Source organism: Curtobacterium citri (assembly GCF_030362955.1).
Classification (GTDB): domain Bacteria; phylum Actinomycetota; class Actinomycetes; order Actinomycetales; family Microbacteriaceae; genus Curtobacterium; species Curtobacterium citri.
Window position 1 is genome coordinate 310,547 of sequence record NZ_JAUCML010000003.1, and the last position, 14,397, is coordinate 324,943.

The window sequence follows — 14,397 nt, forward strand, 5'->3', positions numbered from 1 at the left end:
GAGTGGTACAAGTAGTTAGTCGAACTAGTCAGCGGTCGAGACGAGGACGCCGATCCGGCGTCACTCCCGACTGCGGCTCCCGGGCAACACCGGCGGGCTGCGTCCCCCACACGGCACTCCGGTGCCCGACCGTCCACACCGACCAACACTGCAAAGGACTTCCCATGAGCTTCCTCGGCTTCATCCTCCTCGGCCTCATCGCCGGCGCCATCGCCAAGCTGATCCTCCCCGGCCGTCAGGGCGGCGGCTGGCTCGCCACCCTCGTGCTCGGCGTGATCGGCGCCCTCATCGGCGGCTGGATCGGCGGCGCGGTCTTCAACGTCGGCTACGCCGGCTTCTTCAGCCCCCAGTCCTGGATCATCGCGATCCTCGGCGCCCTCGTCGTCCTCGTCATCTGGGGCTTCATCACCGGTCGTCGCGGCAGCCGCGCCTGACGCGACCGCACGACGGACGGGAGGCGCGGTGCCAGCTGGCACCGCGCCTCCCGTCCGTTGTGCGGTGACCAGGATCCGTTGTGTGGTGACCAGGAACGGGACGCCGTCAGGACGGCGCCTCCCAGAGTTCGATCGGCAGACCCTCCGGGTCGTGGACACGCACGAAGCGTCCGTACTCGGTGTCCCACTCCGCGCGCCGCTCCACCGGCACACCGGCCGCCTCCAGGCGCGCGACGAGCGCGTCGAGCTCGGTGACCCGGAGGTTGAGCATGACGGCCTGGTCGCTGGCGAAGGAGTCGGTGTCGGCGGGGAAGGGTGCGAAGACGGTCGCGCCCGCCTCCTGGTGCCAGGCTCGGTCGCTCCCGGCGTCCACCCCGAGGTGCTGCCGGTACCAGGCGGCACGCGCCTCCGGGTCCCGACTCCGGAAGAAGAACCCGCCGATGCCCGTCACGGTCATGGCGGCACGCTACCCCGGGAACGGCGTGCCGGTGAGCGCACTCGCAGGTCCGCCCGGAGCAGGACGTGGGAGCATCGGTCACGTGAGTCCTGTGCAGACCGACGTCCGTCAGGTCGTCGAGTCGTCCGGGAACGACCTCGACGCGGCGCGCGCACTGTTCGAGTCCGCCTACGACGCCTCCGGGTTCCTGCCCGAACGCTCCGACCGGACGTTCGGCTACCGGTTCCGCTCGGTCGGCGACGCTTCGCTGACACTCGACGCCAAGCGGTTCGACGCCCGCATGGTCGGCGAGGTCGACGCGACCAGCCACTACTTCGTCAGCTGGGTGAGCGACGGCGGCGGGGTCATGGACACCGGACGTGACGAGGTCGCCCTCGTCCCCGGTCGCCCGGTGGTGTTCCCGAGCGCCCGCCCGTTCGGCTTCGACCTGGCCGACGTCCGGCAGAACGTGGTGCAGTTCGACCGCCGTCTGCTCGAGCGGGTTGCGGCGGAGATGTACGGGACCGAACCGGCGCCGCTCCTCTTCGACCACGCCGCCGTCCCGCGGCCGCCCGCGGTCCGGGCCTGGAACGCAGAGCTCCGGGCGACCGCGCAGGTCGTGCTCGGTCCGGTGCCGCTGACACCGCTCGCCATGGCCGAGGCGACGCGACAGACCGCGACGGTGATGCTGCGCACGTTCCCGCACGTCACGGTCGTCCCGGCCGTGCCGGACGTCCCCGGCGCGCGTGGCCGGGTGCAGGAGGCCATCGAGTACATGCACGCGAACGCGGAGTCGCCGATCACCACCACCGACGTCGCGCAGCACGTGGGGCTCAGCATCCGCGGCCTGCAGCAGGGGTTCCAGCGGCAGGTGCAGGTGTCGCCGAACTCGATGCTCCGCGGGATCCGCTTCGACCGGGTGCGCGCCGAGCTCCGGTACCACGCGGTCGGCGAGGCCACCGTGTCCGAGGTCGCGCGGCGCTGGGGCTTCGCCCACGCTGGGCGCTTCTCGGCGGCGTACGCGAAGCGGTTCGGGGAGCTGCCGAGCGAGACGCTGCGGCGGCGGGGGTAGTCGGTCGGCAGGCCGGTCACCCGTCCTGCGGTCAGCGGTCAGCGGGTCGGGCGACCTGCAGGACGACCCGTCCCACGCGGCCCGCATCGACGTCCTCGTGGGCCTGGGCGATCCGCTCGAGCGGGAGCACCTCGCCGACCTCCAGGCGCAGCGACCCCTCGGCAACCGCGGCCACCAGGTCGTCCATCGCGGAGCGCTTCGCCTGCTGCGGGAAGTCGTCACTGCCGAGGAACCGGACGGTCACGTTCGCGAACAGCAGGGGCGGGAACGGCAGCGTCACGCGCTCCCCGTGTGCGAAGTACGTCGCGATCACGCCGTCGTTGGCGATGACCGCCGCGTCGAGGTCGGCGTTGGCGTCGAGCGCCACCTCAACCACCCGGTCGACGCCGTCGGGAGCGATGCGCCGGATCGCGGCCGCCGGGTCGTCGTCGAGAGCGACGACGTGATCGAGCCGCGGCAGCCTGGCCGCGCCGAGGTCGGAGGACCGGCGCACCGTCCCGATGACGGTGGCACCGCCCCACCGCGCGAGCTGCGCGGCGATCCCGCTCACAGCACCGCGGACCCCGTGCACGAGGACGATCCTGCCGGCGACGGGTCCGTCGCCGAAGACCGCCCGGTGCGCGGTGATCCCGGGGATGCCGAGCAGCGCCGCGACGTCGTCCGCGACCGCGTCCGGGAGCGGGGTGACGAGCGCCTCCGGGACGACCGTGTACTCCCCCGCCGTACCGGACGGCCGGTAGGACTGTGCGCCGTGCACGGCGACGCGGACGCCCACGAGGTCCGGATCCGCGCCCGCGCCCACCTGGTCGACGATGCCGGCGCCGTCACTGTGCGGGACGACCTCGGGGTGGGGCATCGCCGACCCCAGCCAGCCCTCGCGCTTCTTCGTGTCGCCCGGGTTCACGCCCGAGAAGGTCAACCGGACGCGCACCTCGCCGGGGCCCGGTACCGGGTCGGGACGTTCGCCGACGCGGAGTACGTCGGCTGCGGGTCCTTGCTCGTCGTACCAGGCAGCTCGCATGCTGTCGCACCCTTCGTCGGCGCCAGCCTACGTCCGGGTGGTCGGCCAGGTGGCGACCCCGAACCGTCGCCGCCGGTCAGTGCTCTTCCCGTGTCAGGGCCCGGTGCGCGTACGCGAGGCGTGCCACCGACCGGTCGGCAGGAAGACGCTTGCTGATCTCGAGGGTGGCGAGACCGTGGACCGTCGCCCACGCGACCTCGGCTGCGGTGTCGTCCTCGTCGGGGAACGCCGCACGGACGGCGGCGAAGGCACGCTGCAGCGGAGCCGGCCCATCGCCGGTCCCGAACGACAGCCCGGACGGCAGCGAGAACATGGCCTCGTAGACGCGCGGCTGTGCGGCGGCGAAGGCGAGGTAGGCCTGCAGTCTCGGGAGCGGCTCGGCCGGGACGGCCTCGAGCGCGGCCGCGATCGCGTCGAACCCTCCGAGGGCCACGGCGTCGATGAGCGCCTGTCGTCCCCCCGGGAACGCGGAGTAGATCACCGGTTGCGTCGCCCCGAGTTCGGCGCCGAGCCGTCGCATCGTGACCGCCTCCCACCCGTCGGTCTCCGCCACCGACCGAGCGGCTCGGGTGATCTGGTCACGCCGCTGGTCGAGGTCGGGAGCAGGCCGTGGAGTCATGGAGGAAGTCTAACCGTGCGCGTTAGGTAACAACGGTAGACAATGACAGCCCATCGTCGTACGCTCGTAGGAGAACAACGTTATACAACGAAGGAAGAGCACCATGTCCACCGCCGCCCTCATCGTCGCCGTCGCCGGATGCCTGTTCATCCTCTTCATCGGAGCCCGCTTCCTGATCGCTCCGACGGTCGCGACCGCCGGCTTCGGTGTCGCCGAAGACCGCCGACGCGCGTTCACCTCGATCAAGGGCGTCCGCGACGTCACCTCGGGCGTCGTCCCCCTGGTGGTGCTGCTGTTCGCCGGGCCGCACGTCTTCGGCTGGGCACTCATCGCAGCGGCGATCACGCCCGTCGGGGACGCCGTCATCGTCGTCACGAACGGCGGGACGGTCCGCCAGGCGATCGGCGTGCACGCATCGACCGCGGCCGTCCTGGTCATCGCCGGTCTCGTCCTCGCGCTCGCCTGAGACGCAGCTCGAACGTCGCCCCCCGTCCACATCCGCACGACCCGCTTGGAAGGCCCACACCGATGAACACCACGCACGACACCACCGACTCCGCCGACTCCGCCGAGGACCTCGTTCGCGCTTTCTACGAACCGTTCCGCACCGGAGACAGCAGCGTCCTCGACGACGTGCTCGCCGAGGACTGGATCGACCTGCCGCTCGCCCCCGGGCAGGAACAGGGCCCGGCCGGCATGGCCGCACAGATCACGCAGTTCCGCCGTGCCATGCCGGACTACACCGTCGAGCACCAGGACATCATCGTCCAGGGTGACAAGGTCGCGGTGCGGAACACCGTCTCCGGGACACACCGGGGCGCGTTCATGGGCCTCGAACCGACCGGCAAGCGCATCGAGATGCGGACGATGGACGTCCACCAGGTCCGCGGCGGCAAGATCGTCGCCACCTGGCACCTCGAGGACTTCGCGGGCCTCCTGCACCAGCTGAACGCACCGGTCGACGCGCCGGTCCCGGCGGCCTGGGGCTGACACCGGAGGCCTCCCCGACGACTCAGCCACGTACATCCCAGTTGCGACGCGTCGCGCTGGTCACACACTGGCAGGTAGCCGGGCGTCGGTGCCTGCCCCCGAGCGATGCGGGGGCAGGCACCAGTGTCGTCCTAGGCCGCGAGTTCGTAGTGTGAGACCTCGACGTCCGCGACGTCGCTGCCCATTCCCGCGAACATGCGCACGTGGTCCTCGCCGAGGTAGACGTCGCACTTCGCCTCGTAGAAGGAGCGGTCGTACCACGCGACGCCGAAGCGGACCTGCCCGCCTGCAACGCCGTCACGACGAGTGACGATCGCGACCTTCCAGTCGTAGTTCGCCGCGCTCGCAGCAAGACGCTCGTCCGACTCCGCGAGCTGATCGAGGCACCACTGCACCGCGTCCTCGAAGTCGAGCGTGATGGTGACATCGCTGTGCGCCACCGCTCGGCGGCCTCGGACGCGCTCCGGAACGTTTCCGGCGAGCGACACCAGTTCCGACCTGTTCATGTGTTCCTCATTCCCCTGCGGACCCCCCGCGGTCGAGCCAGCATACTGATACTCCAGTACGAGGAACAGGGGTTCGGATTTGAACAAGCTGCACACGCTCACCGCTGCGCAGGGGGTCTGCGCCGCGGGGGACGCGATCACGACCGTCGCGCTGCTGTTGGCCCTCCAGGAACGGGGCGCATCGGCGTTCGTCGTCTCGGCGCTCGTCCTCGCCGAGTTGCTGCCCTCGGTCGTCCTGGGGCCCGTCCTCGCTCCACTGCTGGACCGGATGGACGTCTCACGGATCGTCTCGGCTGCACTCGCGCTGCGGGCGCTCATCGCCATCGGCATCGCCTTCGCCCCGTCGGAGGGAGGACTGCTCCTGCTGGTCGCTGCAGCGGCGGCGGTCTCGGCGGTCGACTCCCCCGCGATGGCACTCCTGGTCCCGACCACGGTCCCCGCAGGACGTGCGGTCGCCGTCGGGTACGCCCGATCCGACACCTCTCGCACGATCGGGGCGCTCGTCGGACCGGCCGTCGCCGGGTTCCTGGTCGCGGCCGTCGGCACGCACACAACCCTCCTCGTCGACGCCGGCACGTTCCTGCTCCTCCTGACCGTCGTCCTGGCGCTGCGGCTCCGTCGACCCCCGGAGCGCACCCCGGTGACTCGGACGCCCTGGCTCCGGCAGGTCGCCGCCGGACCACGGACCCTGTTCGGTGACCGTGTCATGGCTGCGTCGGTCCTCGCACTCGCGACCGCGATCGTGTTCACGGCCATGATCACGGTCGCGGAGGTGTTCTTCATCCGGCAGGAGCTCGGACAACCCGCTGCTGTCTACGGGGTCCTCGTCACCACGAGCGCGCTCGGGCGGCTGACCGCCGCGGCGCTCGTCGCTCCACGGATCCCGCCACATCGCCAGCAGGCGGCACTCTGGAGCGGTGGAGTGCTGATGGGCTCGGGACTGCTCGTGATGGCGTGGGTGCCGTCCGTGGCGCTGACGGCGGGAGGACTGTTCCTCGTCGGCGCCGCGAACGCGGTCCAGAGCCTCGCGATCCGGTCGATCGTGCACGGACGAGCCCCGCGGGACGTGCAGGGCCGGGCCTTCGCAGCGATGATCGGCACCAACAACGCCGCGACGATGGCCGGGACCGCGGTCGGCGGTCCGGCGGTCGCCCTCCTGGGCGGTGGCGGGACGCTGCTGCTCGGCGGCGTCGGGACGCTGCTCGCGACGCTCGTCGGCACCGGGTGGCTCCTCCGCCGCGAGCCGACGTCGTGAGCGACGGACCGCAGACGATGTGGGTCGCGCCGTGGACGCGGGCAGGAGACGGACGGCATGTGAACACGGCTTGAACTGCACCAGACCGCGCGTTCGCTCTTCTCCGGATCGCAAGCGCCATCTTTATGAAGGTCGTCGCCTCCGTGTGGAGCATCCAGATGCTCGCCGACTTGATCGGTCTCACGATCGTCGTGCCCCGCGACCCACGCTGGCTGCGGCAGGATGCGCCGTTGAATCGCATGGAGCCGGGTGAACTCGCGCTGTTGCGCTCGCTCACCCGGCCCGACTGAGGTGTCCTCTGCGCAGGCAGTCAACCAGACATGAAGCTGGCCGCGAACAATCCGAAGGAGACGACGGCTATAGCGATGCCTGCCCAGAACCAGGGGAGAGCGGACGGCTCCCAATGCCGATGGCCCCAGCCATGCGTGCGGACAGACTTCGCTGCTGCAACACCGATGAGCACGGTGCCGACGAGGAACGCCGCTACAGCTCCGAGTAACACGAGTGGCTCCGTTCGCTCCTGATGGTCATTGCGGTGATCCGGGTCGATGTGCGCGGCTCTGCGTGTGACGCTTCACCGCTAGTCCGATCGTGGGCCCCCAGAAGGCTCCGATCGCCACGAGCCAGGGCGGCCAGCCCCAAGAGAGCACACCGATGAACAGAAGCACGAATGTCACGAAGCATGCAGCACTCAGGATCAGTATTGCCTTCACGGCTAGCCTCTCGTCGCGTTCACGATTGCATTCGCAATCTGACTGAGGAATGGTCGAAGGGCTCCTGCGATGGATCCAAGGGCTGCTCCCCTCAGGAATGCCGACTGCACTCCCGCGGCTGAGGCACCGGAATCTGCAGCGAGGATACCTGCCGAGATACCCCCGCCGATTGCGCCGTAAACGGCGCCGGCGGCGACGCACCCGATGAGCGGAAGTGCCGCGCAGAAGATGCCGCTGATGAGGGTCGTGAGAGCGGCAACAGCTGCTGCTCCGATGACACCTGCTGCGGAGAGCAGGCCGTTGGTGTCGGAGAAGTTGATCGGGTTCGCGTTCGAGTACAGGTACGGGTTACTTTCCTGCCCGGAGGGGTCAACCTGTGTGAATCGACCAAGGTTCGGGTCGTAGTACCGCGCCCCGAACTTGTAGAGCGGACCTTCCTTCTCGCCTCCGGCGTACTGGTACACGTTGGTCGAGATTGCCGATGTGGCGGAGCTCGACCTCGTCTCGCCATACGGCGTGTAGCTGTAGCCACCCTCGAACTGAGCAGTCGCGGAAACAACCCCGACGACCGATCCGATCATGTCGTTCATGAAGTAGTGCGTTGCCCCGCCGGCTCGATAGCCGAGGGCGACACCATTAGGTGCGCGCAGAACGCTCATGGTGCTCGTCCGGACATTCCCGAGAGCCGAGTCGAGTTTCTGCACGCTTCCAGCTCGAAGCTGAAGAGTGTTGCCCTGACCGACGGACGCGTACGTGGTGGAGCCATTCGCCTGGACCTGCGTACGGTCGCCGTACGTCGACTTTGCGCCAGTCAGTCCGTTCTGCGTGAGGCTGCCGTTCTTGTCGTACGTCCAGGTGCTCGTGCTCCCGGTCGCAGAGATAAGCTCGTTCACCGCGTTGTACCCGTACGAGATGGTCCCCTGGCTAGCGCCGGTGGAACCTGCTCGTGTCTGGCTGAGGCGATTGCCGTTGACGTCGTAGGAGAAAGCCCAACTCGCGGTGACGCTGGAACCGCTGCGCTCCGTGGCGCCCGTCAGGCGGTTGTTGCTGTCGTACGCATACGAGGTCACTGCGCCGGCGGTGACGCCGACCTCTTTGTAGCTGGTCCTGGTCTGGACCATCGAACGGTCCTTGCCCGCGTTCTGGAAGCTGTAACCGATGTCGACGACCGGCTGCCCAGTCTTGTCGGTGCCGGTGACACGCGTGATCCGGGACGCAGCGTCGCGCTTGATGTTCTGCTCTGCTCCGTACGGCATCACCCGTCGGATCTCGGTTCCGTTCGAGTCGTAGGCGAAGCGGATGCAGCCAGTTGCAGAGGCATCAAGGTCAGCAGGGCAGCTGGCGGCTGGTTCAGCGACAGATACAAGCTGGTTAGCAGCGTCATATGCGTAGGAAAGCGACAGGGACCCGTCGTTGTGCGTGAGGAGATTCCCCATCGGATCGTAGGTCGCGACTACAGAGGCGGACAGGCCCGAACCAGAAGGCGTCGCGACCTGCCTCTTGGTCTCGAGGCCGAGCGCATTGCGGGCGAAGGTGATGGTGGTCGCCGTGCCGCTGTCGGTCTGCGTCTTGGTGCCACGGAAGCTGTCGTAGGTGTTCGTGATCTTCTGACCGTTCGCGTACGTCTCAGTGACGATGTTGTCGTCGGAGTCGTATGCGTACTTCGTCGTCGCGCCAGTGCCGTCAATGACGCTGGTGGCGCGGCCGAGAGTGTCGTATGCGTAAGAAGTCGATCCGAGGGGGGACGGTGGGGTGACCTTCGTGAGGTTGCCCGCCGTGTACGTGTAGGACGTCATGGCACCCTTGCCGTCCTTCGTAGAGCACACCTGACCGGCGTATCCGCCGCAGCGAGAGCCACCCGCGACCTCGTACGTGGTCTCTCGCAAGGTGGTGTTGCTGGAACCGGTCGTGTTGGCGGTCTTCGTGAGGTTGCCGACGCTGTCATAGGTCATCGCGGTGCGATTACCGGCGTCGTCGATCTGGCACTTCGCCAAGTACGGGAGGCCCGACTGGGCAGAGCCGCACTCCGAGTTCAGAGAGTAGACCGCCTGCGCGCCAGCGCCAGTCGGGAGCTTGGTCGTGGTCTGGTTGTTCAGCGAGTCGTACGTAGCTTCCTTGATGCCGCCGGCGTTGTCCGTGGTGGTCAGGACGTCGCTGTTCGGGGTCCAGTCTTGAGCGCGGGAGCGGCCGATCTGGTCGGTTGTCTTGGTGACACGCCACTGGTCGTCCCAGGTGACCGAAGAGGTCTTCCCGCGGGGATCGGTGATCGTCGTCGTGCCATCGCCGTAGGCGAACGAAGTCTTGGCGAAGGTGTTTCCGCTCTCGCTCAAGGTGACAGATGCGATCTGCCGAACTCCCCCGTTGTAGGTGAATGTCAGCGTGCGACCACCGAGCGTGAGAGTGGAGAGACGACCGGCGTTGTCCGACGTCATCCGCCAGGAGCCCGCTTCAGTCAAGGTCTGCGAGAAGGGATCAGTATTGTAGGTGATCAAGCGGTAGCTGCTGTCGAACACCGTGTCGATCGTGCTACCGCCGTTGGCGTACTCGATCCCGATTCGCTTCCCGGTTGCATCAGTGATCGCGATGAGCTGCCCACCGGGGTTGTAGCCGTAGGCGACGCCGGTGCCGTTCCGGTCCGTACGCTTGGTGAGCCAACCCGACGAATTGAACGTCAGTTGGTCACCAGACTTGTTGTAGGTCACGATCCAGTCAGAGCCTGACTGCTTCAGCGAGATGCCCATCCCAGGAGGAGGTGTCCAGGATGAGCCGGACTTCGTGAACCGCCCGCTGGCCCCGGTGCCGTCGAAGAAGTTCACGCTGTCCGAGCTGCTGGCCAATCCCAGCCCAGCCAGGCGGAGATCGGTCTTCCAGGTACCGAGGTCGCCGGACGTGTCGTCGTTGCTGTTGTAGACGCGCTGCAGTGTGGCCGGCACGCCAGGACCGTTGAGAGCCCGCTCGATGGTGCGGATGTAGAGGTTGCCAGTACCGAGGTTCACCCCGACCACTGTGTCAGGGCCGAAGACGTTGAACTCCTGGAATGAGTACTTGCCGAGGTTGCCGATGCCGCCGTACATCCCGGGAGCACTGGCCGCGGCTGCTCGAGACTGCACACGAGCGGCAGGAGCCGCTTCGGGATAGGTCCAGGCCTTCGTTGGTGCTGCGCCTCCCGGATCGATGTCGATCTGCTTCGGCGTGAAGATCTCCGCATGCGGCGCAGCCGACGCCGGCGAGGCGATCACGCTGATGGACACGCCTATGACGGCAGCGATCGCCGCCGCGCTGAACACTTTTTGGAACCTCATTGTTGCCCCCAAGCTGTGAGAATGTTTAGGCAACGCTAGGTGCTCACGGCAAGCAGAATGGGTCGACTGATGTGAACACCGTGTAACGATCGAGCGGGCACCCACCCATGCATCAGCATCGAGCAGGGTGACCTCACGCTGTTCGCTCGCTCACCTGGCTCGACGGAGTCAGGACCGCCCCTTCGATCAGAACGGCGTTCACGACGAGCGCGATCGCCCGGGGTCCGGGGAGGCCGGCGGAGAGGAGCCGATGGCACACATCGACTGCCAACTTCGTCCCCGCGCTCACCCGGACAGTGCGAGTGCGGCTCCATCCCAGTCCTGGTCCGGCCAGTTCGGACCCGGTCGACCTTGAGCATCTGCTCCTCGGCCCGCCGGATACTCCACCCGAGGCGCAGTGTCGTGGCCACGCAGGACCATGGTCACGTCGGACTCGACGGTGAGCTGCTGAGCGATGTGGAGGTCCTGCTTCGGGGAGCGGTTCAATAATCCGCCGCTGCGCTGTGCGTGTACATCACCGCGAGGAGTTGCCTGCCGAAGGCAAGATCGCTGCATCGCTGAGGCTTCTGCTGTCGCTGGCTGTCGGGGCTCTTGTCTCACCCAGGTGGTTCGCGATCCATCTCCGCGAGGACGCCGCAATCGGACGCGCCCAGGCCGCGGGGAGCAACAACCCGTCGTCCTCCCTCGTCCGGCAAAGGCTTGCGTGCGAAGGAGTCAGGTCGCGTGCGCGACGACAAGTCTGTCGATGCCATCACTACTTGTCGCCGACCCGTCTCACGAGACTCGCAGTCGACGTGCGTGTCACTCGAATCGACCAGATAACTTGTCGCCGAATCGCGTACAACCGCGACGGGGCTGAGGGGCAACCGTCTACGACGGTACGGGTGGGCGGTCCGCACGAGGGGCTCCGTGCCCGCTTGCCTCTAAGCGCGATCCGTCCTCGCGACATCGGCACGCCGTGAGGTGGTCGCCGATCCATAAGCCGACTGGCCACCACGATGGTTGACGAGCCGACGCCGGGCGATGGTGCCCGACGCTCGTGACGTCGCGACTGTCTCAATGGCTGCCAACGGTTGAGCCGACGTTCACACAATTAGACCACGGAAAGGGGGTCGTTGCGTCGGTCGAAAAGATCTAGGAGCGATTCAACCATGTTCAAAGCCGCGTCAAAGAACATGGAAACGGTGACAAAACTGGACGTGACGTTGAAGGAAGCGGACCGGCCGTCGAACTCCTCGACCTGCTGACGCTCGAGGACCGCTGTCATCATGCTCGTGTTCCCGTGCGCGATGCCGCTCGCCATCCTCCAAATGACCAGAGGCGGATGGTGCCGAGGCGGAACCATGGTCGTTATAGAACGAAGCCGGTCGGTAACCGGTTCAAGCTTCGTCAGGTCAGCTCCCACGAGACTGGGGCGAACCGTTGCCTGGTCTTTGAGGCGTTCTTCTACGACTTCGAATCGCGGGTCGGATCTACCAAGATCGCTCAGAACTGACCGGAGCTGGCGCCGATTCTCACGAGTCAGTCTCATGGATCTCAGCAGTCGTTCATCGCGCGCCGCGGGCTGAAGCAGCCACAGCCCTGTTCCTGCCACTTCGATCGCGCTCCGGATCAGAGTGAACGATGACATGGCTAGCAGGGTCCCACCACTGCTCTCGACGCTGACCTGCAAGCCGTGAAGATGGTCCAGCGCAGCGCCGAGGAGGTTCACAATCTGGTCGGGAACAGGGTTGTACGGAGCCGCCGCTCTGTCACCGGCGAGTGAGGATTTGGGGCGTACCGCTAACTGCTGGTAGCGGTCATCGAGTCGATCACGCCGCGCGAATCCGAACTGCAGAAACAGCAACCCGCGCTCGGCGTCCGCGTCCGCCTCACGATTGTCATAGGGTCCTGAGACTTCGGCGTCATCCACGCTCTCATCATCCCTTAGTGCTGGCCGCGGTGTCGTGGCGCTTCCAGTGTGGGGCGCCGAACGCGGCTAGGTGCTGAACGAGTTCGCTGGAGCGCACCGCTTCCGCGCGTGGTCCTCTAGCCGCATCTGGTCCGATGTATCGTCCTCACGGGCCAGCTGATCGAGGACGGACGCTGAGCCGGCGCACGCGACTATCCCGACTGCCCGCGGAAGCGCGAGCTTGGATTGGTCGGGGTGGCACGTTCGGTAGGAGCGCGCCAAACTTCGACGAGGCGGCGAAAGTGAAGCAGTCTGAGTGATCGCGGCTCGTCTCGCAGTACACCGGCGACCGAGGCTGCATGATGGGGTTGAATCGGGGAGGGAATCGTGGCATTACTCGGCGTCAACGGCACCACAAACGAGCTGTGGCTCGCAGTTGTCTCGGAGGACGGTGACGTCCTAGATGCCCAGTTGCGAATCGTGCCTGCACCAGATTCGCCGCTCGCAACACAGATCCGGACTGCCCTCGATGAGGCCGAGCGACTCATCTCAACCAACGGCATCACAGTCGTAACCATTCTCGAACCCGAGACGGGCCGATTCCAACCCAGCTACTTCCAATCTGTGGTGAGGATCTCCCTGGAGTCAGCGGTGGTGCTCGCCGCAGACCGAGCAGGTATCCCTTCTGTTCGGCGGAGCCGAAAGTGGGTCCGCTCCGCGCTAGGTCTTCCGAAGATCGGTGCACTCTCGGGGCACGCCGGGGATATCGTCGATGCTCATCCCCCGCACTGGAAGGGGAAACGGGATCTCGCCGCTCTCGCGGCGCTGGCGGAGCGTCTCTCCTGATGGCGATCTTGGGAGATAAGGCGCGGGTCCGCAGGGTGCTTCACGCTCCCACCTACAGCTTCCTGCGTACCATCGACGAGGGCAGCGCTGCGGAGACCAAACTCTACGAGCACACCGTTCTCGGCGGTCTCCGTGTACAGAAGTCGATTTCCGTGCTTGGCCTCCCTGACGGCGTCGCCCGTAGTGAGCCGCGTCTTCTCGAAAGCATGGATCACCCTCATCTCATCAAAGTCAGGGACGCGCAGTGGGATCCAGATTACGATGATTCACTCAAGGTGATCACGTTCACCACCGACTATTATGAAGGGCAGAGTATTCATGCGGCACTGAACGAGGGCCACGCATTCGGCACTGCGGATGCTGTCGCGATCATCGACTGCGTTCTTGATGGGCTTCACTACCTGCACGTCTCCGCAGGGGTCGTCCACCGCGATATAAAGCCTGGCAACGTGATGCTCAACGCAGCACGGAATCAAGGTTTCGTTGGTGACTTCGGGAGCGCTGCTTACCTGGATGCCGACTCGCAGAAGGTAGATGCGTCCGGCGGGACCTTGCTCTACCGCCCGCCCGAGTACTCCTCCGGGTTGCTCGATGTGCGTAGCGACCTGTACTCGACGGGGCTGACAATGTTTGAGTTGCTGAACGGCCCGTTTGATTACCAAGCACTAGACGGAACTGTCCTGTTGCAGCGAGCGGAAGCGGGCAAGCCCGCTCTTACGCCTCGGCACCTCAGATTCCAGCCATGGGTGAGCCCAAGTCTGGTGACGTTCGTTCGACGATTGATGGCCACAAAGCCGGAAAGCCGATTCGCTTCGGCCGACGAGGCTCTCAGATCCCTACGAGGGCTGAGATATGTGGACTGGACTCCCGTCAGCTCTGCAGAGTGGATCGGGAAGTGGCCGCCACGCCAGGTGAGCGCACGCCAACGACTGCTTCGGGTGAGTTCTGAACATCTGGGCGGACGCAACGTCGGGCACGTCAGTGTGACGGCAGCCACCAGCATCGATGGTGGGCGGACGTGGAGGAATTATGCGCGCTTCGCGCGCCGCGTTCCTGAGGTGGAAGGCGCAGAAGGTCTTGCTCTTGTGTTCCGAGACGTCGAGGCTGCTGCCCAGTCGGTCGCAACTCGGTAGACCTCACTCGCCTGCTCAGCCGGAAGGCGGCTCAAGAGCTGCCTCGCCTCGGCTTGGCGGCCTGCGGCGAGCACGAATCCCGCCCGAGGGCCATGCTCAACGACTTGCAGCGAACCAGTCGTCACGGCATCCCACAGCGCGCCGGTTACGCCGGGCACCCGCAGCCCTACTTCGGGGTC

14 protein-coding genes are annotated in these 14,397 nt (G+C 66.6%); 8 read left to right on the forward strand and 6 right to left on the reverse strand.

All coding sequences use genetic code 11. The features are described from left to right. The first annotated feature begins 164 nt into the window (after window positions 1–164). Complete coding sequence (locus QUG92_RS06370) at window positions 165–434, forward strand: GlsB/YeaQ/YmgE family stress response membrane protein (RefSeq protein WP_289458102.1); 270 nt, start codon at window positions 165–167, stop codon at window positions 432–434. 106 nt (window positions 435–540) lie between these two features. On the opposite strand, the gene QUG92_RS06375 is transcribed toward QUG92_RS06370, so the two are convergent. Beyond that, on the reverse strand, window positions 541–891 hold the full coding sequence (locus tag QUG92_RS06375; protein ID WP_289458103.1) for a VOC family protein: 351 nt from the start codon (window positions 889–891) through the stop codon (window positions 541–543). 82 nt (window positions 892–973) lie between these two features. Between QUG92_RS06375 and QUG92_RS06380 the strand changes: the two genes are divergently transcribed. After that, on the forward strand, window positions 974–1,942 hold the full coding sequence (locus tag QUG92_RS06380) for an AraC family transcriptional regulator (RefSeq protein ID WP_289458104.1): 969 nt from the start codon (window positions 974–976) through the stop codon (window positions 1,940–1,942). A gap of 31 nt (window positions 1,943–1,973) precedes the next feature. On the opposite strand, the gene QUG92_RS06385 is transcribed toward QUG92_RS06380, so the two are convergent. After that, window positions 1,974–2,963, reverse strand: coding sequence for an NADPH:quinone reductase (locus tag QUG92_RS06385; RefSeq protein WP_289458105.1), 990 nt, complete (start codon window positions 2,961–2,963; stop codon window positions 1,974–1,976). 76 nt (window positions 2,964–3,039) lie between these two features. Next, window positions 3,040–3,582: a TetR/AcrR family transcriptional regulator gene (locus QUG92_RS06390; RefSeq protein WP_289458106.1), complete on the reverse strand. Its 543-nt coding sequence runs from the start codon at window positions 3,580–3,582 to the stop codon at window positions 3,040–3,042. A 103-nt stretch (window positions 3,583–3,685) separates the two neighbouring features. Here QUG92_RS06390 and QUG92_RS06395 point away from each other — a divergent pair, with 103 nt between their 5' ends. Both QUG92_RS06395 and QUG92_RS06400 read left to right on the forward strand, forming a co-directional pair. After that, window positions 3,686–4,048 carry a DUF4267 domain-containing protein gene (locus tag QUG92_RS06395; RefSeq protein WP_289458108.1) on the forward strand — a complete coding sequence of 121 codons (363 nt, stop codon included), beginning with the start codon at window positions 3,686–3,688 and terminating at the stop codon, window positions 4,046–4,048. 62 nt (window positions 4,049–4,110) lie between these two features. Continuing rightward, window positions 4,111–4,572, forward strand: coding sequence for an ester cyclase (locus QUG92_RS06400; protein ID WP_289458110.1), 462 nt, complete (start codon window positions 4,111–4,113; stop codon window positions 4,570–4,572). A gap of 131 nt (window positions 4,573–4,703) precedes the next feature. On the opposite strand, the gene QUG92_RS06405 is transcribed toward QUG92_RS06400, so the two are convergent. Continuing rightward, window positions 4,704–5,165 carry a hypothetical protein gene (locus tag QUG92_RS06405; protein WP_289458112.1) on the reverse strand — a complete coding sequence of 154 codons (462 nt, stop codon included), beginning with the start codon at window positions 5,163–5,165 and terminating at the stop codon, window positions 4,704–4,706. Here QUG92_RS06405 and QUG92_RS06410 point away from each other — a divergent pair. Together QUG92_RS06410 and QUG92_RS06415 are read left to right on the forward strand one after the other, a co-directional pair. After that, entirely contained in the window at window positions 5,158–6,333 is a 1,176-nt protein-coding gene (locus QUG92_RS06410) for an MFS transporter (protein WP_289458113.1), read from the forward strand. The two genes, QUG92_RS06405 and QUG92_RS06410, sit on opposite strands and share 8 nt — an antisense overlap. A gap of 125 nt (window positions 6,334–6,458) precedes the next feature. Beyond that, window positions 6,459–6,623, forward strand: a complete 165-nt coding sequence (locus QUG92_RS06415) for a hypothetical protein (protein ID WP_289458114.1) — start codon at window positions 6,459–6,461, stop codon at window positions 6,621–6,623. 425 nt (window positions 6,624–7,048) lie between these two features. Here the strand turns inward: QUG92_RS06415 and QUG92_RS06420 are convergent, their stop codons facing one another. Further along, window positions 7,049–10,333 carry an RHS repeat-associated core domain-containing protein gene (locus tag QUG92_RS06420; protein ID WP_289458115.1) on the reverse strand — a complete coding sequence of 1,095 codons (3,285 nt, stop codon included), beginning with the start codon at window positions 10,331–10,333 and terminating at the stop codon, window positions 7,049–7,051. Window positions 10,334–11,441: 1,108 nt separating this feature from the next. Then, window positions 11,442–12,260, reverse strand: coding sequence for a hypothetical protein (locus QUG92_RS06425; protein WP_289458117.1), 819 nt, complete (start codon window positions 12,258–12,260; stop codon window positions 11,442–11,444). A 366-nt stretch (window positions 12,261–12,626) separates the two neighbouring features. Between QUG92_RS06425 and QUG92_RS06430 the strand changes: the two genes are divergently transcribed. Further along, window positions 12,627–13,085: a hypothetical protein gene (locus QUG92_RS06430; RefSeq protein WP_289458118.1), complete on the forward strand. Its 459-nt coding sequence runs from the start codon at window positions 12,627–12,629 to the stop codon at window positions 13,083–13,085. Beyond that, complete coding sequence (locus QUG92_RS06435; protein ID WP_289458120.1) at window positions 13,085–14,218, forward strand: serine/threonine-protein kinase; 1,134 nt, start codon at window positions 13,085–13,087, stop codon at window positions 14,216–14,218. The genes QUG92_RS06430 and QUG92_RS06435 overlap by 1 nt, the downstream gene beginning before the upstream one ends. The last annotated feature ends 179 nt before the right edge of the window (window positions 14,219–14,397 follow it).

Excerpts from the sequence above, each read along its gene's own strand:
- QUG92_RS06370 (WP_289458102.1), top strand. The coding sequence starts at position 165 with ATGAGCTTCCTCGGCTTCATCCTCCTCGGCCTCATCGCCGGCGCCATC.
- QUG92_RS06375 (WP_289458103.1), bottom strand. The coding sequence starts at position 891 with ATGACCGTGACGGGCATCGGCGGGTTCTTCTTCCGGAGTCGGGACCCG.
- QUG92_RS06385 (WP_289458105.1), bottom strand. The coding sequence starts at position 2,963 with ATGCGAGCTGCCTGGTACGACGAGCAAGGACCCGCAGCCGACGTACTC.
- QUG92_RS06390 (WP_289458106.1), bottom strand. The coding sequence starts at position 3,582 with ATGACTCCACGGCCTGCTCCCGACCTCGACCAGCGGCGTGACCAGATC.
- QUG92_RS06395 (WP_289458108.1), top strand. The coding sequence starts at position 3,686 with ATGTCCACCGCCGCCCTCATCGTCGCCGTCGCCGGATGCCTGTTCATC.
- QUG92_RS06400 (WP_289458110.1), top strand. The coding sequence starts at position 4,111 with ATGAACACCACGCACGACACCACCGACTCCGCCGACTCCGCCGAGGAC.
- QUG92_RS06415 (WP_289458114.1), top strand. The coding sequence starts at position 6,459 with ATGAAGGTCGTCGCCTCCGTGTGGAGCATCCAGATGCTCGCCGACTTG.
- QUG92_RS06435 (WP_289458120.1), top strand. The coding sequence starts at position 13,085 with ATGGCGATCTTGGGAGATAAGGCGCGGGTCCGCAGGGTGCTTCACGCT.